The sequence below is a fragment of the Yoonia sp. genome (genome assembly GCF_017854565.1).
Taxonomy (GTDB): domain Bacteria; phylum Pseudomonadota; class Alphaproteobacteria; order Rhodobacterales; family Rhodobacteraceae; genus Yoonia.
In genome coordinates this window covers 1-22,464 of record NZ_JAFMHJ010000004.1, presented here as the reverse complement: position 1 = coordinate 22,464, position 22,464 = coordinate 1, and the positions used below count along the sequence as shown (strand labels likewise).

The following is a 22,464-nucleotide window of genomic DNA, read 5'->3' as shown; positions in this document are numbered from 1 at the left end:
CAATCTGAAAATCTTCATGCACGACGGAATTCTCCCTGAAACTTGGTTGACCTGCGCTGCGGCGGATAAAAATCAACCGCGCTTTCGTGAATGGTCTGGATACGTTCCTATTTGGCAATGCCGACATCGGCGGCAGGCCGGAACTTGCGCACGCTGCGGCCCGGACAGCCATACAAAAGCATGCCCAGGATGGCCACTATTGCGTGGGCATCCTTTCTTGCGCGGTGATCAGGGCCATCGCATCGCGGACTGTCATGTTTTCGACCACGCCCCTGCGCGTGAGCAGCCCCAGACAGGTGACAACTTCGGTATAGACCGCCTCGGACACCTCATAGGCGACGGGCTCGCCTGCGACGATGGTGTGAAACAGCAAGACCAGCCATGTCCCCGTCTCGGCGGCGCGCACCATTTCGCCGCAGACTTCGGCAGAACTCATCGCCGGGATCACTTCCAATCGCCCTATATAGCGCGGGTCGATGTCAGGGATGGGATTGCGGCCACCGTGGCCTTTCCAGGAAAGTTGATAATCGTAGTATGCCATGATCCTTGTGATCGTCGTATCGTTGAAGTCTCCGAACGGTGACGAAAACGACACAGGGGGCACGCCGATTTGCGCACCGATATCGTCGATTGGATCGGTCAGCTCGCTTTCCATCGTCGTGGGGCCAAGTTGGGTCATGGGCAGATGGTGGGCACCATGGGCACCGATCTCCCAGCCGGCATCGCGGAAATCACGTATTTGATCCCAGCTCATCACCCAGGACGGTTCATTCGCGTCCGTGACCAGCCCGGTTGGCACAAACAATGTCCCGACAACGCCCTCGGCCCGCGCCACCCGCAAACCGACGTCGTATTGCGACAGGCCCGCGTCGTCAAAGGTGATGGTGACGATACCGCGTTTCGGCGCCGGTGAACCTTCCGTGCCGATACGCAAGTGCGGTCCCAGAACCACAAGACCCAATCCAATCGCTGCAATGGCCGCAACTGCAAGCAGGTATCTTCTTGCGGCGTGATTGTTCATCCTCGGGCGCCTGCGTTTGGCCGTTTTGCGGGTATGCGCGGCGGCACCGCAGCCCGCAGTCTTGCGATGTTACCCAAAAACCTGTGCCCTTGCCCGAATCGCACCGCGCGGCCACGCAAGACACGGCATCTGTTCGCTGCGCCGCTGTGTGGTTCGGCGCATGCGCCCGCGTTGCAGGCCCCGAATGCGCCATCCTTTACCGACAAGCCGGTTCGCTGGGCAGGTAACTGGCGCATAACAAACAACATAAGCGGCTACTTCTCAAATCCGGTCGCGGCGGGCTTCACTGGCCCCGCCCATCGACCCATGAAACGAATATGCCTTACGCTATGAGCGACGGCCTCCATTTTCAAGAAAAAGCACAGTTATTCAGGGCAAGCGTCTGCGTCGGCAAGTCGCCTTGCAAGTCAGGCACCGTCTGTTGCCATGATTTGCGTCAATTTCAGAAGAACATTGGCAAAGAATTGCCCGCATAGGCGGGGTTTCGCGCAAATGACCCCATGTGTGGTGATGCGCTGCCTTGTTGACCCAAGATCGGTCATGCGTTCTTAATGTGGCCGCAATTGGCCAATACGGTCCTAAAATCGATCACAACAAAGACAAACAAACCGAGCAGGCTCCGGCAACTTCATTGGCGTCCGCACGGGAATCCGATCTGGATTTTCCGTCTTGGCGTCGCACTACCTTTGCTCGTCCGCTTGTCGCGGGCCCGAGAGGACTATGTCTATGTCAAATTTTGGCGCATTTCTTATCGCCTTGAAAATGATGGAATCCGGCGGGGACTATCAAATCGTCAATTCACTCAATTTCATCGGCGCCTATCAATTTGGCGAGGCGGCACTGATTGACCTCGGCTACGTCAGCCGCGACCGCGACCCATATGACAACAACTTCAGTGGTGGCTGGACCGGCAAAAACGGGATCAACTCGACCAACCAGTTTCTCAACGCCCCGGCGGTCCAGGATGATGCGGCCGTGGAATGGATGCATGTCATGTGGGGCTACATCGAGGATCAGCAGATCGACAGCTATGCCTGGACCGAAGTCGGCGCGATGGAACTGACGCCAAGCGGCATGCTCGCCGCGGCGCATCTGCTGGGTGCGGGATCGCTGGCGCAATACATCAAATCGGATGGGCGGGCAGATCTGCGCGATCCTTATGGCATGCCCCTGTCCAATTATATCGAAAAACTGAACGGCTATGATATCCCTTTCGGCCCCGGCGATCCGCAGGTGGTTGCGCTCAACAACTGACCGCGCATTCAGGATCGGTCGCGGAATTTATGGGCGATGGCCTGCAAAATAATGCCGTTGGTATTCAAGTCACTGTAGTCACGCATCGCAGACAAGTCGCTTTCGAACAGCCCGACGCAGAAGCCACCACCGTCCGACCGTCCGTTTTCACGGATCACGCCGACAAGTGTGTCAGAATAGGCATGCGGATAGACCGCCGACCATAAATAGGCCGATTTGGCGCTGATCACGGCGGCGCGTCTCAGGAACGCCGGGCTGGAATGCCGTGGATCGCGGCTCCGGCTTGAAACGACCCAGGCACTCTCCCCTTCCCGGCCAAGCCGAAGCCCCTGAAAACTGAACCATGGCGCAAAGTTGAGCGGGGCCTCGGAAATGCATTTGAAACGCCCGGTGTCCTCAAACCAGCTCAGCTGCGCATCGAACAAGATATCGGCCAGATAACGCGATTGCGCGCTCAGACGCCCCTCTATCGCCTCCAACAGGTACGGTTCCGTGCCATAATGGCCCACATCGTCGGCCATATATAGCAAGCGCAGATAATGATCTGCGGTGCTTTTTTCATCGACGGCGGGCATCGGGTCCGTCATCGGCATTCCCCACGCGGCATAGCCCTGTCGTGCGTAGGCCGTGCAATGCGACAGGGTCACATCCCGCCATTGGCCGCTGGCATACCCAAAGGCCCGCCCATCCTTGATCGTTGCCGGCAAATCCCATCGGCCCACGACCGTTTTCGCCTGATCAGGTGTCAGCAACCCCGCATCAACCGCACATTTCAACGACAAAAGAAACCGCCCCACGTCGCAGGAATCAAACCCCGCATTCACGATCGCAAGCGTCCCGGAATCGAACAGGGCCGTGGGCAAGGACAGCCCTTCGATCGCGGTGGTCGGCAAATTCCCAAGGACCAGACCGATGCGCCCCTGCGCGTCTTCTCTTGCCACAAGCCCCAGTTCTTGGGCGGCAATAGTCCCCTGAATCTGGCTTGCCACATCCCAAAACGTCACGTCTCGGTTCAGCGTGACACTGGCCCCGCCCTGCCGTGTGCCCGCGCAAACTCCCGTTGCACGATGCGCGGTTTCATCAAGATAGCGCCACGCCCATGCCGCATCATCCAGATACGCCGCGCGGTCGCCCGTGCCCATGACCGTCGGCGCGGACATGCCTTGGGTCTTGCGACGCCGGTCTGACCAATATCGCGCAAGGATCTCGTCAGGTGCCAAATGTGCATCCACATAATCCGTCACGCCATGGAATTGCGCCAAACCGTCCTGCCGCGCCAATTGAAACTGCGCCAGCAGCGATTGCCGCTGCAGCGGTGTGGCAACATCGTCTGCGGAAACCAGCACAACCGCGTCCGTCATTGGATCGGCGTCCAGAGACCGCAGAAACTGCGCCGGATGGAACCGGGCCAGCGGCACGACGAACCTGCCGTTCTCATCCGGGCCGCTCCAGCCGGTTGCCAAATGCGAAGGCTGCAAAACGATCCGCCCAAGACTGTCGCCCGCAAGCGCCGTGTCGTCCGACAACAGCACGCAATCGCTTGGCGCATCCGGCCCGTCGTCTGCAATGGGGATACAATCGCCCTTGATCGCGGCTGACCCATCCGCCAGCCGCCCAAAGGCAAAATTGCTTCGGTCAAGGTCCTGCATGAAGGCGGCCATTGACGCGGTCTGCGCCGCATGGCCACGCGCGTCCATCAGCAGTCCGATCAGCTTTGACGCGCCCGGCCTGACCTGAAGGATGTAATCCGATGATCTCGTCGTGAAAATCCGCCCGTCCCAAACAGCCTGTTGCAGATGGTCAATCCAACGCGCGGCCTGTGGAACCGTATCGCCGGGGCGCAGCGAAATCATAAGAACCTGATCACCGACGGCGGCATCCATGTCGCCCAGTATCTTACCGGCATCGGCACCCAGCGTCACCGCCGCACCACCTGCAAGTTCAAGTTGCCCCCAATCCGGTGCTGCGATGGAACTTTGCGGCACAAGACCTGACGCGCCGCCTGTTTCGGGCAAGGTAAATCGCACCCGAAAGCCCGCTGATCGCATCGCATAGGGATCGACCTTGGGATATGTCGCGGGCTGCCATGTGGCAATGACCGGCGGCGCGGGCATACCCCAGATGCCCACCATTCCGCGCCGCGCCTCGGTCAGGGCACGCAAAACCTCATAGCGTCGCGTGGCCGTTATTTCCGGCAGGCCCACGACAATGTCCACAAGCCCCGGCTCTGCCAGCGCGCGTTCGGCGGCAAACCTGTAAATTGCGTCAGACCGCGCCGCCGATGGCCCCGCGTCTGACAGGGCAGGCAACACGACGGAAACCGATATCCCGGCAGCGACAAAGGCGCTGACAACAGGCCGAATATCATTGATCCGCAGGTCTTGCGCCGTTGCATCCAAGAGCAGGAACAGTGATTTTTGCGACGCGTCATCAGCCCATGCGCGCACAGGCAAATGCACGAACGGTAGTGCGGTCGTTGCCATGATCACGGTGCGGCGACTGATCATTTTCAATCTTGAATAATTTCTCGATTATCCAGCTATGCTACCCGATACATTGCCTAAAATCCAGCTTTCGCTAGCTGCAAACCCGCATCTTATGGTAACATGGGATTTGTAGTGGTCCTGTCTTGGCAGGTATGTGATGAGTGCGCGGGGCGAAAGTTGAACAAGCTGGAGAAAACAGAAGTTTTCCGATTGCCCGATCCTCAAAGAGTTTTTGAGGACTTGTCCGGCCAACGTGCGCGGCGTCTGGGCCTTGCGGTTTTGCTGATATTTTCCGTGATCACCGTCTGGACCACCGATTTTCTCTACCGCACCTACACCCTGCCCGCGCCGTCAGCACAAGCTGCTGAAATCCTGCCGCTGGCCGTCGCACGGGATGATTTGAACGCAATCGGCACCGCCCGCCTGCTGGTGATGGCATCGGCAACCGGGTCAGATTGCGGCCTGCGCTTGTTGCCGCGTTCCTTCCGGTCTGTCGGCGTGGCGGGGTATCTTCCCTTCAATGATCCAACCGCATTGTCAGGTCTTCGGGCCAACTGCCGAAATTTGGATAGCGTCCTTTACGACGCCTACACATTTGGTGCCGTCGGTCCGTAAATCATGCTGCGCGGCAGCGATGCCGGGGCCTTTCCGCTGGATGACCTCCGCGACCCGTTCTTGTGGCAAAGAGTCCCCGCAGGCTATCCGATCATTCGCCCCTCGGCAGGATTGGGCCGCGATACGGTTGAAACGATACTGGCCAGCCAGCCTTTTCTGCAAAGCCTGCAAACCCTTGCGCCACCGGTCCGCGATGGCGGGGTCTGTCTGGACCTCACGGACTATCCCAATACGCCACATGTTGTCCTGCGCCGCGTGCTGAACGCCCTTCGGGCCGGATTGACCGGGTCGGGGCTGGAAACCTGCCTTATCGGCACAGCGGGCGCGGCATTTTGGACGGACGCGGCCTTGGTGCAAGACGTCGATCGGGCCGTCGCCATAACGTTCGACCCGCAACCCGGGCCAACCTCGCCAACAGCCTCGCAAACCCGATCCGAAAATGACATCCCACGGTTCAATGCCCTCGTCCCCGCCGAAAAAAGCATCCTCGCAATCGGGGGGTTTGGCACGGCATGGCGCAGCGGCCAGCGCCAGTCAGAGCGTATCCCCTTCGCGATGGCGATGCAGCGTGCCGCAATCCATCAGGGTGCGATAACCTTTCAGCCAGACGCCGGAAACACCAACATCCGCTATCTGGATGCAAGCAGGCGGATCAACCAGATCTGGTTGCTCGATGGTATCTCCTTTGCCAGTCAGCGCGCATTGGCGGTCGCGGGACAGCAGGTGGCGGTCTGGCCGCTGGGTTACGAAGACCCGTCAATCTGGACCCAGTTGACCGCGGCGGATCAGTCACGCGCTGGCAATTCAGGTATCGACGGGCCGCTGCGCTTTGACAATCAACTGATCGTCTCGGGCAACGGCCCTTTTGCGCGTCTGACCGCCCCGCAGACCGATGGGCTAAGACAGACAGACCGCGACGCGCGCGATGGCCGGATCGTTGGCCAGACGTATCAAAGCATCCCGCAGCCGGTGACCTTTTCCTTCTTCGGCGCAGGCGGTCCGGGAACATTGGCTCTCAGCTTTAACGGTCTGGGCGACAGGACCAGCACCCAAAAGCTTTTCACCTTGCTCGCGGACTACGGCATCGAAACGACCTTCTTTGCCAGCGCGTCTGATTTGCTTTTGTCGCGTGATCAGCTTGCACAGGTGCTGGCGCATGGCCACCAGATCGGGACAACCTCACCCCAGCAGACAAGCAGATCGTGGCCGACGCAAATCTGGTCGCGCATTACCGACAACATGGCCCAAAGCATTCTGGCCGGAGAACTGGGGATAGGGGCAATTCTCGTCCGTACGCCTGCGTTGAACGGGCCGCTGCCCGTGCGCGAGACAGAATTGAACCAGTTGAAATCGCTTCTGGCGCGCGGATATATTCCGGTCTTTGCCAGCCTTCCCGCGGCGTTCGGCAAAATCGACACGACGCGGCTGGTGTCGGACGTCAGGGCTGCGGCACTTGCGCGCGATATCAATATTCTCAGCTTTGATTTCTCGCCCCAGAATGCCGCCGATGTCGTCGCGGCACTCCCCACCATTCTTGCGGCGTTGGACAGGGATGGATTTGCCTTTCGTTCGGTGCGCGAAATCGGCGGTCTTGACACAGTCACGATCATGCCCCCCGCCAACACGCTGCCGCCCGCCCGCGACCGTTTTACCTATGGGTTTCTGGGGCTGTCATGGATCGGCGTGCAGGGCTACATCCTGCTGCTGGCATTGATCGTGACGATCCGCGCGCCGATTTACCTCGTGCTGGCGCTCTTGCGTCGGCCACGGACCGGGATTGACCCCGCCTTCCGGCCAGCGGTGAACATCATCGTGCCTGCCTATAACGAAGAAAAGGTGATCGCGCGGACGATCACATCCATCCTTGCGTCACACTATGATAACTTCGAAATCACCGTCGTCGATGATGGATCGACCGACAATACGGTCGCGATCATAGAGACCCTCCAGAAACACCACGAAAAGGTAAATCTCCTGCGCGAGGAAAACCACGGGAAATGGCACGCCGAAGACCTCGCGATTTCCCGGTCGTCAGCGCCGATCTTTATCATTGTCGATGCTGACACGCTTTTGCATCCCGATGCCATCAGCATGATTGTGCAACCGTTTCAGGACCCACGCGTCGGCGCGGTTGCGGGCACGGTCGAAGTGGGCAATGCGGGCAATGTACTGACCGTTCTTCAGGCCATTGAATACAAGATCAGTCAGATTCTCGTGCGCCGCGCCTACGAGACGTTCGGCGGCATTCTGGTGGTGCCCGGTGCCATCGGCGCATGGCGCAGAGCGGCTGTCGAAAAAGCGAACTACGTTTCAGGCGAGACGATTACCGAAGATGCCGATTTGACCGTCGCGATCCACCGCGCCGGTTACAAGGTCATGTATCAAGAAGATGCGCGGTCCTATACCGAAGCCCCGGAAACGCTCAAAGATCTGATGAAACAACGGTTCAGGTGGTCATATGGCATGTTGCAGGTCGCCTGGAAGCATCGGCGCTCCGTACTCGAGGGCAAGGTGGTGGGGCTTGTGTCGATCACCGATGCGCTGTTGCTGCAACTGATCGGCAGTCTGCTTTATCCCGTGATCGACATCATTCTGGTGATCACGCTGTTCCAGTTTGGATCGGACTTGCTGATGAACGGCACGGCGGTGATTGGCAATCTTTCAACCATCGCAATTGCCACATATCTGGCGCTGACACTTGTCGACGTGTTCAACCTGCTGTCGGTCTTCTATTTCGAAAAGAAATGGGAGTGGCGCTTGCTGCTCTATATCCCGCTGTTGCGCTTTGGCTTTCGCCAGTTGCTTTATATCTCCTCCATGCGCGCCATCTTCCGCGCCCTTGTGGGTGGCACAAGCCAATGGAACAAACTCAACCGGACCGGAACCGTCACGATGGAGCTTCACAGCCGCACACCCTGACATCGCGCAGCTGCAAAAATGCCCCCCCCAGGGCCGGGGCCGCGCAAAATGCCTTACGTCGTTGTATCCACGTAAAGAAGGTATAGCCCCTCAGCGGTCAACCATCGGCGGACGTTGCCGTAGCCGTCACCGCGCTCACATCGGGATTGGTCGCCTTGACCGTGATACCGGTACAATTGCTGCCCCCCAGATGTGTGCCGGTGATCGGCCCCCCGGCAACGCATATGTTGCGGCCAATTCCCGACAGCGCGCGGCGGCCACAAAATGCCCGTCCGGCTACCGGTCTCGGACGTCATCGCCTGTGGGCCGGCTGACGGATCGGGCGCACCGCAGGGCAGTTTCGCATTTCATAGCCGCAGGACACCCGTTAAGCTCGGGACCAATGCAACTTGCAAAGGAACCGTGATATGTCGCTCAAATATCTGCACACTATGGTGCGCGTCAAAGATCTCGAAAAATCCATGGCCTTTTACGAACTGCTCGGCCTCAGGGAAACCCGCCGCTACGACAACGACGGCGGGCGGTTCACGCTGGTTTTCATGGCCCCTCCCGGACAAGAGGAATGCCCCGTTGAACTGACCTACAACTGGGACGGCGACGACGGGCTGCCGTCCGATGGGCGGCACTTTGGCCACCTCGCCTACCGCACGTCGAATATTTATGAACTATGCCAGCACCTTATGGATAACGGCGTGACCATCAACCGGCCCCCGCGCGACGGTCATATGGCTTTCGTGCGCTCACCCGACAACATCTCGATCGAGCTTTTGCAGGAAGGTGACAACCTGCCCCCTGCCGAACCTTGGGCCAGCATGCAAAACACCGGCCATTGGTAAGGGGCGCCCTCATCACCGGGCTTTGCCTTGCGGCGGGTCCGGGCCACGCCTGCCGCCTGGCGCTTGTCTTGGCAATGGATGTGTCATCGTCGGTTGATGCCGACGAAGACATGCTGCAGCGCGGCGGCCTTGCGGCGGCGCTGATCGCCCCCGATGTGCAGGCCGCATTTTTCGCCAGCCCCGATCCCGTTGCGCTGTTCGTCTTTGAATGGAGCGGGCGCTACAACCAGCAGGACCTGATTGACTGGACCCTGATCAGCGGCCCTGCCGATCTGCTGGGGGTCGCCGAAACCATCGCGACCAGCAAACGCAGCCACAACGACTTTCCTACCGCCATGGGGCACGCATTGGGGCACGCCGCGACACGCCTGCGCGACGCGCCCGCCTGCCTGTTCCACACGATCGACATGGCAGGCGATGGCGAAAACAACGATGGCTTCGGCCCCGCCGACGCTTACGCCGCCTTCCCGCTGGACCACGTGACCGTCAACGGTCTGGTCATCAACGCCGCCGAATTCGAAGCCGAGACCGAACTGATCCCCTTTTACCGCGATCAGGTGATCAAAGGGCCCGGTGCGTTCATCGAAATCACCAATGGTTTCACCGATTACGAAGCCGCGATGCGGCGCAAACTGATCCGCGAACTGTCGGCGCAGATCATCGGCCAAACCCATATGCCACCGGACCCCAACGGATGATCCGCGCCCTGATCCTATGCGCCCTGCTTCCACAGGGCGCCGCAGCGGGGTGTCGGCAGGCCCTTGCCCTTGGGCTTGATGTATCTGGGTCGGTCGATGCCGCCGAATACCGCCTCCAGCTTGATGGGCTGGCGGCGGCCCTGACCAGCGACGCGGTGCAACAGGTGCTTTTCGCCCAGCCCGACGCCCCCATCCGCATCACCGTCTATGAATGGAGCGGCCCCGAGGACCAGTCCATTATCCTGCCATGGACCCCCCTGACCGCCCCTGATGATCTGGCCCGCGCCACCACCACCCTGCGCGCGCACCAAAGGGGTCGCGCCGCGCCGACCACCGCCATCGGGTCCGCGATGCTGGCTGGTTTTGCGCTTCTGGCGGATCAAACCGACTGTTGGAAACGCACCCTTGATCTGGCCGGCGACGGCCCCGCCAACACCGGCCCGCGCCCGCAGGACATCGGTCACGATCTGCTGCCCGGCGGCGTGATCGTCAACGGGTTGGTCATCGGATCCGGGGACCAGCGCGGCGACGATGAACGCGTGGCCGACATCAAGGCGCTGTCGTCCTACTACCGCAATTACGTGCTGCGCGGGCCCGGTGCCTTTGTCGAATCGGCGCTTGGGTTTGATGACTACGCGGCGGCCATGGAACGCAAACTGCTGCGCGAACTGCAAAGCATCGCCATCGGCCACGCAGCACCCCCGCAGTAATGGCACCACGCATCCGCCCAGACCGCCCCGATGCGTACAGCCAGTCCGCGCCGCCATGCCCCGCAGCAGTCCGATGCCGGAAACCCCGTTCAAAATACTTGAACCCGGGCTGGCACCCCGCGGCACCAGATCGCCGAACAAATCCCTCGTTACACACAAGTTGCCGCACCGAAATGCGTCAATAGATATAGCGGATCTGCTCCGTCCAATATCTTTCCACCCGGCGCAATGCCGTGGCGATATCCTCGATCCCGGTCTGATCCAGCACCCCGCGATCCACCAGCCCCTCGGAATGGGCGGCGAACAGCTTGGACACGACCACGCGCACCCCACGGCCTTTTTCGGTCAGGCGCACCCGCACGGACCGGCGATCAATCTCGCTGCGTTCGTGATGCATATAGCCCATGTCGACCAGCTTCTTCAGATTATAGGACACGTTCGATCCCTGATAATAGCCGCGCGTTTTCAGCTCACCGGCCGTCACCTCATTGTCACCGACATTGAACAGCAACAGCGCCTGAACCGCGTTGATCTCCAACACGCCGACCCGCTCGAATTCGTCTTTGATCACATCCAGCAACAGCCGGTGCAGCCGCTCTACCAAGGTCAGCGCATCCAAATACGATGCCATGAACGCCGCACTGCGCGCCGCTGACATGCCATCTTTTCTGGTGACGTCCAGATCAGTGTGAATACTCATTTTCTTACTCCGTCTTCTGCCCACAATCGGCATAAGACGAAACAAAGAAAAATCAGTTAAACGATAAAATTTAACGTATTTGGCCGCAAATCACGCTGGGCGGGTGACGCCATGGGCGCCGGCCGCAATCTGTGCGACCAGATCGGCATAGGGGGCAGGCACTGCAAACTGGCCATTCACCCAGCCGTAAATATCATGATCATTCTCGGCCAACAGCGCATCATAAAGCGTCAGCATCGCATCCGACATCTGCGCCAGATGCGCCCCGGCAAAGGCCGACAGGATCAGGTCCATCTCCTTGATGCCGCGCCGCATCGACCGCATGTGCAGCCGCTTGACCCGTGCGTCCGGCGTTTCCGTCATATGTTTTCCTTCAGCGCAGCCCGCAGCCGCTTTTCCAACTGCCCCAGTTTTTCACCCGACCGCGTGATTTGCCCGCGCAGCGCGCGCAACTCGGTCAACAGCGCCAACACATCATCGGACATCGGTGCAGCATCGGCAGGCGCATCAGGCCCGTCGCCCGCGCCCGTCAACAGCCAACTCAGCGAGACGCCCAACATCCCCGCCAACATCTGCAACCGGTTCGCGCGCGGCTCTTTGATATCGTTTTCCCATGCGGCCAGCGTCGCCGCCTTCACACCCAGCTTTTGCGCCAACAGCTCTTGGGTCAGCCCCGCACCCTCGCGCGCACCGGCCAGCCGGTCCCCAAATGTTGCTGCATCTTCACTGAACCAACCTGCATCGTCTGTCATTACGTCATCCTTGCCGCTTGCCATCTGTCGTGCCTGCATCCTATGTCATATCAGGCACCCTTTTACCACCGGATCACTGACATGACTTTTCTCTCTGCGACACTCGACCGCGTCAAACCATCTCCCACGATCGCCGTGACCACCAAAGCCGCCGAACTCAAGGCCGCCGGGCGTGACATCATCGGCCTCGGCGCAGGAGAGCCGGATTTCGACACCCCCCAGAACATCAAAGACGCCGCCGTCGCCGCCATCGCCGCAGGCAAGACCAAATACACCGCCGTCGATGGTATCCCAGAGCTGAAACAGGCGATCTGCGCCAAATTCGCCCGCGACAACGCGCTGACCTACACCGAGGCTCAGGTCACCGTCGGCACGGGCGGCAAACAGGTCCTGTATAACGCCTTCATGGCCACCCTGAACCCCGGAGACGAGGTGATCATTCCCGCCCCCTACTGGGTCAGCTACCCCGATATGGTCCTGCTCGCCGGTGGCGAACCCGTCATCATCGAAGCCACGCTCGCGGCCAACTTCAAAATCACCGCCGCCCAGCTCGAGGCCGCGATCACGTCAAGGACCAAATGGTTCCTGTTCAACTCTCCGTCCAACCCCACCGGGGCCGGCTATAGCTGGGACGAGCTGAAGGCCCTGACCGATGTGCTGCTGCGCCATCCCCACGTCTGGGTCATGACCGATGACATGTACGAACATCTGGCCTACGGAAACTTCAAATTCTGCACCCCCGCACAGGTCGAACCCGCCCTTTATGACCGCACCCTCACCGTCAACGGTGTGTCCAAGGCCTATGCCATGACGGGCTGGCGGATCGGCTATGCCGCCGGGCCTGAAATGCTGATCAAGGCGATCCGCAAGGTCCAGTCACAGTCCACCTCCAACCCCTGCTCGGTCAGCCAATATGCCGCCGTCGAGGCGCTGAACGGCACTCAGGATTTTCTGGCGCCCAACAACGCACTGTTCGAACGTCGCCGCGATCTGGTGGTCGGCCTGCTGAACGAGGCGCCGGGCGTGATCTGCCCACAGCCCGAAGGCGCCTTCTATGTCTACCCGTCCATCGCGGGCTGCATCGGCAAGACCTCGGCGGCCGGGACCCTGATCGACAACGACGAAACCTTTGCCACCGCCCTGCTCGAAGAAACCGGCGTTGCCGTCGTCTTTGGCGCGGCCTTTGGCCTGTCTCCCAACTTCCGGGTCAGCTACGCGACATCGGACGCCGCATTGCAAGAGGCCTGCACCCGAATCATCAACTTCTGCAAAGGCCTGACCTAGCCGATGACCGACCTGCCGCAATATTACTTCCGTATCCGCGACAACGGCGCGATCGTGTTCCGGCTGGACACCCAAAACCCGCATCGCCGGATCGAGATGGAACAGATCGCCCTGATCAATACCAACCGTGGGGATTTCAAACCCCACGGTGATCAGGTCCTGACCGACGCCGACACCGATGCCATCCAAACATGGCTTACCAGCCGCATGGCGACGCTGGCCCAGCGCAGCATCGACGACATTCACCGCACCATCGACCACCTGAACCTCACGACCCAATGGGCACAATCCAAGGCCACGGATGAACAACTGGCCGCACTGACCGACCCGCTTTTGCTGGCCATGCACGACCTGCGGACCGTGCTGGTGCGCAAAAAAGCGGACCGTCTTGTGACCGGTCAGGATACCTAAAGCCATTCGCGGCAAAAAAACCCATCGCCCGGACCGACACGTCGTCGTCTAAATCGGCAGAACCCGTAGGGCGGGGATTTCCCCGCCACACGTCAAAGACAGACAACCGTACGTACGCTGTCTGTACGGGATCGGTACGCGATCCGGCAGGGCTTACAGGCCCCTAAACCGCCTGCGGCGGGGGCCGCCCTTCATCCCATGCGATGATATTATCCAGCGCCATCTGCCCCATCGCTTCGCGCACTTCCAACGCCGCCGTCCCCAGATGCGGCAAAAGCACGACGTTTTCCAGCGCGCGCAATGCTTTGGGAACAAAGGGTTCCTTGGCGAATACATCCAGCCCCGCACCCGCGATTTGCCCCGTCTGCAAGGCCGCGATCAGCGCATCCTCATCCACCACATCGCCGCGCGCGATATTGATGAAAATCCCCGTAGGCTTCATCGCGGCCAAGGCGCCAGCATCAATCAAATGCGCGTTCCTCCCACCCCCCGGCACCGTCACCACCACAATATCCGACTGCGCCATCAGCGCCTCGAGCGTGTCCACCTGACGCGCCGGAACGTCCACATCCTTGGGCGACCTGTTGTAATAAATCACAGGCATATCAAAGCCATAGTGGCACCGCCGCGCGACCGCCTGCCCGATCCGACCCATGCCGATAATACCCACACGCTTGCCCGTCACATGGGTGCCGAGCATCTGCGTCGGTGCCCAGCCGGTCCAGTGGCCTGCACGCACCAGCCGCTCGCCCTCGCCTGCGCGGCGACAGGTGGACAGGATCAGGGTCATCCCAATGTCAGCGGTCGCATCGGTCACAACATCAGGTGTGTTCGACACCACGACCCCCGCCATCTTGGCCGCGTCCACGTCAATATGGTTGTAGCCCACACCGAAATTGGCCAGCACGCCACAGCGGATATCGCCCGCGAACGCGCCCTTCACGAATTGGTCACCCAAGGTCGGCAGAATCGCATCATAGGCGCGCAAGGCCGCCGCCGCCTCGTCTGGGGTCAACCCCTGCGCCGCATCGCGCAACGTCACGTCATAGCGCGCACGCGCCGCCGCCAGCGTCGCATCGGGCAACAATCTGGTAATCAACAGCTTTTTCAATGCAAACGTCCTCCTACGGGCACCGTCTGATCCGGCCCGACCAGCACAATCTCGCCGTTTTCATCCGGCAATCCCAGCACCAGAACCTCCGACATGAACTTACCGATCTGTCGCGGCGGAAAGTTGACGACCGCCATCACCTGCTTGCCCACCAACGTCTCGGGCCTGTAATGCGCGGTGATCTGGGCCGATGTCTTTTTCTCGCCAATCTCATCACCGAAATCAATCCACAGCTTGATCGCAGCCTTGCGCGCCTGTGGAAACGGTTCGGCGCGCAAGACGACCCCGACCCGCACATCGACCTTCAGAAAATCATCAAATGAAATCTCACTCATTGGCCAGTTCCCGCGACCGGGCAGCCGCCGCCGCGACCGCGCGTCGCAGCAAGGCCGGAAACCCGTTTTCCGGGTCCATCAACACCGCAAGTGCGGCCTGCGTCGTGCCATTGGGTGATGTGACATTCTTGCGCAGCTGCGTCGGATCGTCGTCTGCGTTCTCGGCCAGATCACCCGCGCCGCCCACCGTGGCCTTGGCCAGCGCCATCGCCAGATCATCGGACAGACCCTCTGCGACGCCCGCCGCGGCCAAGGTCTCGATCAGATGAAACACATAGGCAGGCCCCGACCCGGACACGGCGGTGACAGCATCCATTTGGTCTTCATGGTCCAGACGGACCGTCTGCCCAATCGCGCGCATCAATGCCTCGGCCAAGGCCAAATCGGCTTCGTCGGTGTTTTCATTACCAATCAATGCGGTAATGCCCCGCCCAATCGCTGCGGGCGTATTGGGCATGGCGCGGATAATGGGGGTTTGATCGCCCAACATCTGCGCGAACATCCGTATCGGCGTGCCCGCCGCGACGGAAATCACCAAGGTGCGGCCATTCCCCAAAACCTTCATGTCCGGCAGGGCCGCGGCCATCATCTGCGGCTTCACTGCGATCAGTGCAATCGCCGGATCATCGGGCAAAGCTTCGCCGATATGCACGCCCTGCGCCTTGAGCCAGTCCGATGGATAAGGTTCAATCACCCAAACCGATTGCTGCGGCAAGCCGTTGCGCAACCATCCGGCCAGCATCGCCGAACCCATTTTGCCACAGCCCAAAAGGACAAGGCCCCGTGCGGCAACATCATTCATATCCATAAGGTGTCCCTCCTGTTTTATGCGCAGAAGGTTAGGCAAACGAAGGGTGGGTTGAAACCCACCTTACGGTATATTTTCACGCGCGCCCGTATGCCCCGCCGATTGCCACCTGCACGGCATCCGCCGGCGTCCGCTCGGCCCATGTCACAAGCTGTATCGCCGGATAATACTGTTCGCACGCGTTCACGGCCGCACTGATCATCGTATCGACCTGCTCCGGGCCGGCCACCTGATCGCCTGCCAATACCAACCCATAGCGATAGACCATCAGCTTTTGCTCTTCCCACCAAGTGAACGAACCCGCCCAGCAGCGATCATTGATCGTGTTCAGCGCCTCGTAAAGGGCGGGAATACGGTGCGGCGGCGGCTCCATCTCGTAGGTGCAGATCAGGCGCAGGGTTTCATCAAAAGCCGACCATGCCAGCGTGATGGAATAGCTGCGCCACTGGCCCGCGACGACCATTGCGATTTGATCGTCGTGGATCCGGTCAAATTCCCACGCATGGTGTTCCGCGATGTGTTCGACAAGGTCGATGGGATGAAGATCGTCAGCCTCAAGGTACTGCTCGGACAATGCCATATGCTCGGCCTCACTGCGTTGGCGCATGGGGACATGGCAGTGCCCAAGCGCTAGGTGCCTGCTCTAGGTGCGGTATGGTTCACGATCCGCCCCTACGACATATGGTGCGGGATGTCAGGGTCATCTGTAAAGCAGTTTTTTGGGGATAAGTCGTGCGTCAGGGGAAAATCATGGGGATATGTCTGTAGCGCGACAGTGAAATTTGCAGTGCGAAACAGTTAAAGTTGCAGCGGAGCGCTTTTTCTTTCGCCGCCATTATGGCTGCAAGATCACACCAAAATTGAAAACGAGGAACCGGCGCTGCGCGAGCGGGCCTACCGGCTGGACATAGACGACCAGTGCGCCGGGGCGATCCGTGGTGTAATTGATGGTCTCATCAAACGTTTGCCATGCGAATTTAGAGATTGGAAAATTGGTCAACTGCGCCAGTAGCACGCGGTTTTCGACACCCGTGCCACTACCCCAATCACCGCCGGGTTCGGCGCGCAGTAAATAGAGCCGCAGATTGACAGCCGTCAACTCATTGTCCGACGGGGTGATCCGACCAAAAAAGGATTTTATCTGCGACCCGGCCCGCACATATGGCCCGCTCTGCGCCCAGTCATAGGTTGGGTCGACGCCCGTCCCGGCATCGTCCAACTGGTTCGTCGTCGAAATGCCTAAATCCTTGTTGAATGTCACCCAGCGGTTGTTTGTCTCCATATAAAACCGCCCGCTGACCTCGACCAAAACGCCATCGCTGTCGGCTGCTGGGCCGACATCACCCTGATCGCCCTTGATTCCCTGCTGACCTGCTGGACCAGCCGGGCCCGCCTCTCCGATCACTCCTGCATCGCCTTGCAGGCCTTGCAACCCCTGTGGGCCGGTGGGTCCGGCTGGTCCTATCGGGCCAGATGGGCCGGGATCGCCCTGTGGACCTGCCGCGCCTGCAGCCCCCTCGTATACTGTCACAACCACGGTCTCCGGCGCGCCACCTGCGACCGTGACCGTCACGGTGTCAGTTTCCGGTGCGACGGTGACGGCGACCGTCTCGGTGATTTGGGTCACGGTGATCGCTGTGGTGTCAGTCATGCGCGGTTTCTCTGGACTGGCATCTGCCCGGTCAGATACGTGCGCACCGCCCCGTCGGGGAATGTCAGGCGCAGGTCGTAAAGGTAGATATCCGAACTCAGTTGCGGGTTTGGCGCCACGAACGGTTCGAGCGTAATCGTGTTTCCACTCAGGCTCAGACCATTGCCAATCGTGGCGGTGATGATCATTTCTTTGTTCAGAGAAAGGGCGAATTCTGCAGTGATGCCGGTCAGATCAATGCTGAACGCAAACGGAACCGGATGCGTCGTGTCGCCGCCATACTGCCGAGGCAAATCATAGGTAGCTGGGGTCATTTCAATCCTCGTTTAATGGGGTCTTAAACACTCTGTTTATCCGGCACAGATCAGACCGGCATCTGGTGCGGGCAGTGTCCGGTACAATTTGACCACACGCGACACGTGCCCGGCAGGCAGCGCAATCCCATCCGTGACCAGATCCCCGCCAAAGCTACGCAGGTACGCCTTGGCCAGATGTGCCGCATTATCCTGCAACAGCACATTGTTGCGGCCTGTCAGATATGGTCGGTATTGGCGCAAAACCTCTGCCGGGTTCAGCAGGGCCACATAGTTGCAATAACTGCCATTCCAGCCGGCAACGCAGGTCGACCATGGATCGTCAGGCGTGCCAAGCCCATCAGAATTGCCCAGATCAAAATTGCCGCTGCGCTCTGCCGCCCAATCCGCAAAACCGCCACCCACACCGGCCGACCGCGTATCGCCGCCATTGGGGGCTTGCAGCATCATGATGTAATCATCGCTCAGGATCGCATCAGCGCTCAGCGTGCGCGTTGTCTCGACCAGCACCACGCCACCGCGAATGTAGGTCACCTTGCGCGCCAACGTGGCAAAGGGCGTCGCCGTCCCCGGAAAGCTCAGTGTCGTTTGGTATGCCAGCACAATTTCCGTCCCGGTAAAGCGCGTGTATTGTGCCGCACCGTCCCAATCGACCACGACACCATCGACCGTGACCATCAGATCGGCATTGCTCAGCGCCGTTTCTGCGCCATGCACGCCGGAGACAAAGTTATCACCGGCGGGCCATGCCACACTGTCTGCCGGACGCCACCGCGAGGCGTACCAGTGATTGCCCGGCCCGCTCAGGACATGTGTGCCAAAGTCAGTGCCCGGCGACGTGGGCATGTCACGTATGTCGAAATTATCCTCTGCGGGGTTCGCCTCGACGGTTTCATCAATCGCGATGATGCCCGTGGAATAAACCCCCGCCGTTGTCGAGGTGCCGGGCACCACCGCGACATGGATAAAATAATCGCCCAGCGGCAACCCAATCGCCACCTGCACGCTCTCCACACCACTGGTGCCGTTCATATCCAGCGTTTTGGTGGTATATGTGGCAATCTCGGCCCCCGTCGCATCATAGACAAAGAATTCGACTGTGCCGCGCCCGGTGCCGCGCCAATAACTGAATTCCATGCCCGTAGCATTGGGTACGGCGTAAACCAGCACCGTGCCCGGCGTCAGCGTTTTGTCCGACGTCTGGCCGGGGTCGGAATTGGTGACGGTCCAGCCGTGTACCCCTACATCATCAAACGCAATCGGATCCCACGCCTGCACGCGCAGGTCATAAATGCGCCCTGTATCGTATGGCGTGAAATACTCGATTTTGACATTATAGGACCCGGCGCTGATGACCGTTGCCACCGGATATACGCCCAATGCCCCGTTAGGGTCGCGGTAGTCGATCATATATTGCGCGGGGGTCGGCAACCCCACCCCCGTACCAGGCCTGCGGGGCGCGAGGTATTCTCCGGTAGCCACGTATATCTCAGGACCGCCACTCTCTCTCACCGTGACACGGGCAGTTGCACCATCCGCATAGACAGCGGGCGCTTCGACCGTGATTCTCCCGCCAGCGGGCACGCTGATGGTATAGGACACGGTCGACGTGAAGCTGGCGGCATCGTCGGTATAGTAACAATCTGCGATCCCATTCTGCGTCACCGGCCCGGTCCATGTACCAGTACGTGTGGCCGCGGCGGCCAGCACGGTTGCCGTCGGCGTCGCGGCGGTGATCCCCGATGTGCCCGTGGCACCCAGCAGCGGGCGTGTCGCACCACTGTAAAGCAAGGCCAGTGTCCCAATCGTGTAATCCGGCGCACCAGCGGCACCGGGCAACAACCGCGTGCTGGAAAAGTGCCGGATCCAGTCAGTGCCAGCTTTGCCCAGACATGACAGAACAGCAAATTCAACATAATCAGTCCGGCGCTTTTCGATCACGACCTCTTGGCGGATCGCGTTCAGCGGCTCCAATGCGTCCAGCGCGGCGCGCAGGCCACGCGCCGGGACCGGGTCGGTCGGCTGCAACACGCGCAGGCGCACGCCGCCACCGGTTTGCGCGTCAAACAGCGTCGCGTCTGATGGCACCACTTCGTAGGGTGCACTGCCATCCGCAATCCGCACCACATCGCCGTCCGCGACCGTCCCGACCTGACCGCCAACATAGGTCAGGACCGTATCCTGCAGCAGGTCCAGCACCGACCGTTTGGTCGTTGTTACAAACGCCACAACATCGGCATAGACGCCGGCCACGACCTTGGAATAATCTGCGCGGCTCCAGCCTGGTGCAAAGTTCGTAGTGGATGCAGCATCGGCCAGCGGGATCAGCCAGTCACCGACGGCAAAAACTTGGCCGTCAACAGATCCTGCGACCTGCGTGATATAGAAGGTGCCCAGCACGGCCGCACTTGGAAATGCGCCCGCCGTTGCGTCCCATGCCCCGGCCGGGGCCAAACCCGCCGCCAGCGCCGCAACTTGTGCAGCCAGCGTGCCCACGGCGGTGGCACTTGCCTTTTCGGCCAACAGGGCCGCACTCAGAGCGGCCAGTGGCAAATCACCGATCCGCACCCATGCCCCGGCGCCGCTGATACCCGTTTTTTGATAGACCCCATTGGCACCCGACGCCGCCTCGCCCCACACGCTGGCCAACGTCCCGGCAGCCCACCCAAGGTCAGCGGTCAAGCTCGCCTGCGTGGCATAGGCCGGCCCAAGCCGCCCGCTGACGGCGGCGACAAGACCCGCCATCGACAGCGACCCCGTCGTGCCGTCCTTGTTGCCCAGAACGGCATCAAGATCCGAAAAGCCGGGAAAGTCAGTCGTGCGTTGTCCATTTTGTGCCATGTCACATCCTCTGAAAGGTCTGCCCGCACTCTCGCGCGCGCGTGACCCCAAAGAAACCCACAAGCGCTTGCGGGGGCGTGACGGATGATCAGGTAATGGTGACGGTAAACGGCCCCGCCAATGGCCCCGCTTCGCCTGCAACTGTCCGGGCTTCGACGTGGTAGTCATAGACACCGGCAGCGGCCGTATTGATCACGCTGACCGTCATCGATGGCGTCGATGCCACCGGGCTGCCAATCGCATGTACGGCCCGGTCAACGGCGCCCCCCGTTGGCACGCGGTAGATTTGGAACGACGCAGTTGCAGTGTCCGGCCCCGCAGTAATAGCCACCTCTGCACTCCCCACGAAGCCGGTCACAACCACGGCGCCGTCAGGTACCGTTGGCGGCGTGGTGCTGGTGCCGGTCGCAATATCAAAGGTGATCACGGCGGTATAGGCACTGGCCACGATCCCCGTCATGGCGCGGCCCCGGATTTCGATATCATCGCTCAGATGATAGCCCGTGATTGCTGTGCCACCATCGGCAACAGGCACCATAATCGTCGTCCAGACACTGCCACCAACCGGTCGATGATCAACCTCAAACGTGGTTGCCAATACGGCTGATCCAAGACCCCCGGCAAGCAGCACCTCAACGGTGTCTGACCCGCCGCCCTGAACCGTCCCTGCCGATACAGCCAGCACCTGTGGCGTTGCCGGGGGGCCGGCAATGTCCGTCACCTCTGCCCCCACACGGCCATCCCAGACGGGGGGCAGATCGGCGTCGGTCAGCGTGTCGATCTGTGGTGCGGCAGCCACCAGTAGAAGCCGCGCTGCAAAGTCCTGTGCAGGCTCCACACCACGCACCCGCAATGCCAGACTTTCGGTTGCAATTGGGCCGATATGAACCACTTCACCAACGTCCGGCACCGGCCCCGAAATGACAAAGCGCAGGCTGCGTGTCGGCTCCGTCGTGGCCATGATTGCACGCACCAGCGAGGTTCCAATCAAATCATCGGCGTCGGCATATATCCGAAACCGCATGCCATAGCCTTCCGGGATCACCATATCTTCGTCCAGTGTGACCAGATCACCCGTGACCGCCTGCACCCGTGCTGCCGATTGTGTATTCTCAAGAACATCAAAGCTGCCCATCACCAGATCACCGCGTGTCGCCACCCGCGAAACCCCGCCCTGAATAACACTAAAGGCGTCGGGCCGATGGATCAGCTCGTACATGCGGCGGCGTGTCTCGCGCCAGATTTCATCGGGGTCGGTCTTGCCGGGCATCTCCAACGCCTCGGTCAAAGTGATGTCACCGGTGTGACCCGGCCAGGGGATCACCCGCTCGGCCTCTTGATAGTCGTTGGTCGCATCCAGAAACCGCACGCGCATTGCGTCGGGCGGCGTAAAATATGATCGTGTCCAACCAAATTCAGCGCTGTTACGCGGGTTCGCGTGATCAATCACCAAATCCTGCGGACGATCAATAACAACGCCCCAACGCAACCCGTCGTGCCGTGGTGTTGCGCGACCGGCGGCACAGATCACCGTCAACATATCACCCAGACTTTCGGACTGATCATGCACCCGGTCGTATTTCAGGCCCTTGGTCAGGCACCAGTCATGCCAGTCTGCAATCAGGTCCATGTCGATTTCGCCCTCGGTCACAGGGTAAGGCGATGAAGGGCTCTGTTGCACAAATTCTGTGAGGGATTCATCTAGTGAATCCAGTGTG

General features: G+C 60.3%; 21 protein-coding genes. 8 read left to right on the top strand and 13 right to left on the bottom strand.

From position 1 onward, the window contains the following. Nucleotides 1-196: 196 nt before the first annotated feature. Nucleotides 197-1,021, bottom strand: coding sequence for a polysaccharide deacetylase family protein (locus QZ196_RS03265; protein ID WP_296423851.1), 825 nt, complete (start codon nucleotides 1,019-1,021; stop codon nucleotides 197-199). Nucleotides 1,022-1,747: 726 nt separating this feature from the next. Here QZ196_RS03265 and QZ196_RS03260 point away from each other — a divergent pair. After that, on the top strand, nucleotides 1,748-2,275 hold the full coding sequence (locus QZ196_RS03260) for a hypothetical protein (RefSeq protein WP_296423849.1): 528 nt from the start codon (nucleotides 1,748-1,750) through the stop codon (nucleotides 2,273-2,275). A gap of 8 nt (nucleotides 2,276-2,283) precedes the next feature. Here QZ196_RS03260 and QZ196_RS03255 read toward each other — a convergent pair whose 3' ends face one another. Further along, nucleotides 2,284-4,758 (bottom strand): DUF3131 domain-containing protein, encoded by a 2,475-nt coding sequence (locus QZ196_RS03255; protein WP_296423847.1) that lies wholly within the window; start codon nucleotides 4,756-4,758, stop codon nucleotides 2,284-2,286. A 243-nt stretch (nucleotides 4,759-5,001) separates the two neighbouring features. On the opposite strand from QZ196_RS03255, the gene QZ196_RS03250 reads away from it, so the two are divergent. The 5 genes from QZ196_RS03250 to QZ196_RS03230 all read left to right on the top strand — a co-directional run bounded on the left by QZ196_RS03250 (nucleotide 5,002) and on the right by QZ196_RS03230 (nucleotide 10,539). Further along, on the top strand, nucleotides 5,002-5,376 hold the full coding sequence (locus QZ196_RS03250; protein WP_296423845.1) for a hypothetical protein: 375 nt from the start codon (nucleotides 5,002-5,004) through the stop codon (nucleotides 5,374-5,376). 3 nt (nucleotides 5,377-5,379) lie between these two features. Continuing rightward, on the top strand, nucleotides 5,380-8,295 hold the full coding sequence (locus tag QZ196_RS03245; protein ID WP_296423843.1) for a glycosyltransferase: 2,916 nt from the start codon (nucleotides 5,380-5,382) through the stop codon (nucleotides 8,293-8,295). Nucleotides 8,296-8,702: 407 nt separating this feature from the next. Beyond that, nucleotides 8,703-9,131 carry a VOC family protein gene (locus QZ196_RS03240; RefSeq protein ID WP_296423840.1) on the top strand — a complete coding sequence of 143 codons (429 nt, stop codon included), beginning with the start codon at nucleotides 8,703-8,705 and terminating at the stop codon, nucleotides 9,129-9,131. Continuing rightward, nucleotides 9,125-9,829, top strand: a complete 705-nt coding sequence (locus QZ196_RS03235; RefSeq protein ID WP_296424042.1) for a DUF1194 domain-containing protein — start codon at nucleotides 9,125-9,127, stop codon at nucleotides 9,827-9,829. Before QZ196_RS03240 ends, QZ196_RS03235 begins: the two co-directional genes overlap by 7 nt. Then, nucleotides 9,826-10,539 (top strand): DUF1194 domain-containing protein, encoded by a 714-nt coding sequence (locus QZ196_RS03230; RefSeq protein WP_296423838.1) that lies wholly within the window; start codon nucleotides 9,826-9,828, stop codon nucleotides 10,537-10,539. The genes QZ196_RS03235 and QZ196_RS03230 overlap by 4 nt, the downstream gene beginning before the upstream one ends. A gap of 178 nt (nucleotides 10,540-10,717) precedes the next feature. Here QZ196_RS03230 and QZ196_RS03225 read toward each other — a convergent pair whose 3' ends face one another. The 3 genes from QZ196_RS03225 to QZ196_RS03215 all read right to left on the bottom strand — a co-directional run bounded on the left by QZ196_RS03225 (nucleotide 10,718) and on the right by QZ196_RS03215 (nucleotide 11,991). Beyond that, nucleotides 10,718-11,239: a winged helix DNA-binding protein gene (locus QZ196_RS03225; RefSeq protein ID WP_296423836.1), complete on the bottom strand. Its 522-nt coding sequence runs from the start codon at nucleotides 11,237-11,239 to the stop codon at nucleotides 10,718-10,720. 90 nt (nucleotides 11,240-11,329) lie between these two features. After that, on the bottom strand, nucleotides 11,330-11,602 hold the full coding sequence (locus QZ196_RS03220; protein ID WP_296423834.1) for a succinate dehydrogenase assembly factor 2: 273 nt from the start codon (nucleotides 11,600-11,602) through the stop codon (nucleotides 11,330-11,332). Beyond that, nucleotides 11,599-11,991, bottom strand: a complete 393-nt coding sequence (locus tag QZ196_RS03215) for a helix-turn-helix transcriptional regulator (protein WP_296423832.1) — start codon at nucleotides 11,989-11,991, stop codon at nucleotides 11,599-11,601. Before QZ196_RS03215 ends, QZ196_RS03220 begins: the two co-directional genes overlap by 4 nt. Nucleotides 11,992-12,072: 81 nt before the next feature. Between QZ196_RS03215 and QZ196_RS03210 the strand changes: the two genes are divergently transcribed. Together QZ196_RS03210 and QZ196_RS03205 are read left to right on the top strand one after the other, a co-directional pair. Beyond that, a complete protein-coding gene (locus tag QZ196_RS03210; RefSeq protein WP_296424039.1) occupies nucleotides 12,073-13,275 on the top strand; it encodes a pyridoxal phosphate-dependent aminotransferase in 1,203 nt (400 codons plus the stop codon). A gap of 3 nt (nucleotides 13,276-13,278) precedes the next feature. After that, nucleotides 13,279-13,686 (top strand): hypothetical protein, encoded by a 408-nt coding sequence (locus tag QZ196_RS03205; protein ID WP_296423830.1) that lies wholly within the window; start codon nucleotides 13,279-13,281, stop codon nucleotides 13,684-13,686. Between the two features lie 163 nt (nucleotides 13,687-13,849). On the opposite strand, the gene QZ196_RS03200 is transcribed toward QZ196_RS03205, so the two are convergent. From QZ196_RS03200 to QZ196_RS03165, 8 genes are all read right to left on the bottom strand, one after another. After that, nucleotides 13,850-14,797 carry a D-glycerate dehydrogenase gene (locus tag QZ196_RS03200; protein ID WP_296423828.1) on the bottom strand — a complete coding sequence of 316 codons (948 nt, stop codon included), beginning with the start codon at nucleotides 14,795-14,797 and terminating at the stop codon, nucleotides 13,850-13,852. Beyond that, nucleotides 14,794-15,132, bottom strand: coding sequence for a tRNA-binding protein (locus tag QZ196_RS03195; protein ID WP_296423827.1), 339 nt, complete (start codon nucleotides 15,130-15,132; stop codon nucleotides 14,794-14,796). The genes QZ196_RS03200 and QZ196_RS03195 overlap by 4 nt, the downstream gene beginning before the upstream one ends. Further along, nucleotides 15,125-15,940: a pyrroline-5-carboxylate reductase gene (proC, locus tag QZ196_RS03190; RefSeq protein WP_296423825.1), complete on the bottom strand. Its 816-nt coding sequence runs from the start codon at nucleotides 15,938-15,940 to the stop codon at nucleotides 15,125-15,127. The genes QZ196_RS03195 and proC overlap by 8 nt, the downstream gene beginning before the upstream one ends. 76 nt (nucleotides 15,941-16,016) lie before the next feature. Continuing rightward, the gene (locus QZ196_RS03185) at nucleotides 16,017-16,520 is read right to left on the bottom strand and encodes a YbjN domain-containing protein (protein ID WP_296424038.1); all 504 of its coding nucleotides are present in this window, start codon (nucleotides 16,518-16,520) and stop codon (nucleotides 16,017-16,019) included. Between the two features lie 255 nt (nucleotides 16,521-16,775). Next, complete coding sequence (locus QZ196_RS03180; RefSeq protein ID WP_296423824.1) at nucleotides 16,776-17,591, bottom strand: hypothetical protein; 816 nt, start codon at nucleotides 17,589-17,591, stop codon at nucleotides 16,776-16,778. After that, nucleotides 17,588-17,905 carry a hypothetical protein gene (locus QZ196_RS03175; protein ID WP_296423823.1) on the bottom strand — a complete coding sequence of 106 codons (318 nt, stop codon included), beginning with the start codon at nucleotides 17,903-17,905 and terminating at the stop codon, nucleotides 17,588-17,590. The genes QZ196_RS03180 and QZ196_RS03175 overlap by 4 nt, the downstream gene beginning before the upstream one ends. Before the next feature lie 36 nt (nucleotides 17,906-17,941). Continuing rightward, nucleotides 17,942-20,746, bottom strand: a complete 2,805-nt coding sequence (locus QZ196_RS03170) for a hypothetical protein (protein ID WP_296423820.1) — start codon at nucleotides 20,744-20,746, stop codon at nucleotides 17,942-17,944. Nucleotides 20,747-20,834: 88 nt separating this feature from the next. Next, nucleotides 20,835-22,397, bottom strand: a complete 1,563-nt coding sequence (locus tag QZ196_RS03165; protein ID WP_296423818.1) for a hypothetical protein — start codon at nucleotides 22,395-22,397, stop codon at nucleotides 20,835-20,837. Nucleotides 22,398-22,464 lie beyond the last annotated feature (67 nt).

What these genes read in the sequence shown, in the direction of transcription:
- QZ196_RS03265 (WP_296423851.1), bottom strand. Translation starts at nt 1,021, where the DNA reads ATGAACAATCACGCCGCAAGAAGATACCTGCTTGCAGTTGCGGCCATT.
- QZ196_RS03260 (WP_296423849.1), top strand. Translation starts at nt 1,748, where the DNA reads ATGTCAAATTTTGGCGCATTTCTTATCGCCTTGAAAATGATGGAATCC.
- QZ196_RS03255 (WP_296423847.1), bottom strand. Translation starts at nt 4,758, where the DNA reads ATGGCAACGACCGCACTACCGTTCGTGCATTTGCCTGTGCGCGCATGG.
- QZ196_RS03245 (WP_296423843.1), top strand. Translation starts at nt 5,380, where the DNA reads ATGCTGCGCGGCAGCGATGCCGGGGCCTTTCCGCTGGATGACCTCCGC.
- QZ196_RS03240 (WP_296423840.1), top strand. Translation starts at nt 8,703, where the DNA reads ATGTCGCTCAAATATCTGCACACTATGGTGCGCGTCAAAGATCTCGAA.
- QZ196_RS03230 (WP_296423838.1), top strand. Translation starts at nt 9,826, where the DNA reads ATGATCCGCGCCCTGATCCTATGCGCCCTGCTTCCACAGGGCGCCGCA.
- QZ196_RS03225 (WP_296423836.1), bottom strand. Translation starts at nt 11,239, where the DNA reads ATGAGTATTCACACTGATCTGGACGTCACCAGAAAAGATGGCATGTCA.
- QZ196_RS03220 (WP_296423834.1), bottom strand. Translation starts at nt 11,602, where the DNA reads ATGACGGAAACGCCGGACGCACGGGTCAAGCGGCTGCACATGCGGTCG.
- QZ196_RS03215 (WP_296423832.1), bottom strand. Translation starts at nt 11,991, where the DNA reads ATGACAGACGATGCAGGTTGGTTCAGTGAAGATGCAGCAACATTTGGG.
- QZ196_RS03210 (WP_296424039.1), top strand. Translation starts at nt 12,073, where the DNA reads ATGACTTTTCTCTCTGCGACACTCGACCGCGTCAAACCATCTCCCACG.
- QZ196_RS03205 (WP_296423830.1), top strand. Translation starts at nt 13,279, where the DNA reads ATGACCGACCTGCCGCAATATTACTTCCGTATCCGCGACAACGGCGCG.
- QZ196_RS03195 (WP_296423827.1), bottom strand. Translation starts at nt 15,132, where the DNA reads ATGAGTGAGATTTCATTTGATGATTTTCTGAAGGTCGATGTGCGGGTC.
- proC (WP_296423825.1), bottom strand. Translation starts at nt 15,940, where the DNA reads ATGGATATGAATGATGTTGCCGCACGGGGCCTTGTCCTTTTGGGCTGT.
- QZ196_RS03185 (WP_296424038.1), bottom strand. Translation starts at nt 16,520, where the DNA reads ATGGCATTGTCCGAGCAGTACCTTGAGGCTGACGATCTTCATCCCATC.
- QZ196_RS03180 (WP_296423824.1), bottom strand. Translation starts at nt 17,591, where the DNA reads ATGACTGACACCACAGCGATCACCGTGACCCAAATCACCGAGACGGTC.
- QZ196_RS03175 (WP_296423823.1), bottom strand. Translation starts at nt 17,905, where the DNA reads ATGACCCCAGCTACCTATGATTTGCCTCGGCAGTATGGCGGCGACACG.
- QZ196_RS03170 (WP_296423820.1), bottom strand. Translation starts at nt 20,746, where the DNA reads ATGGCACAAAATGGACAACGCACGACTGACTTTCCCGGCTTTTCGGAT.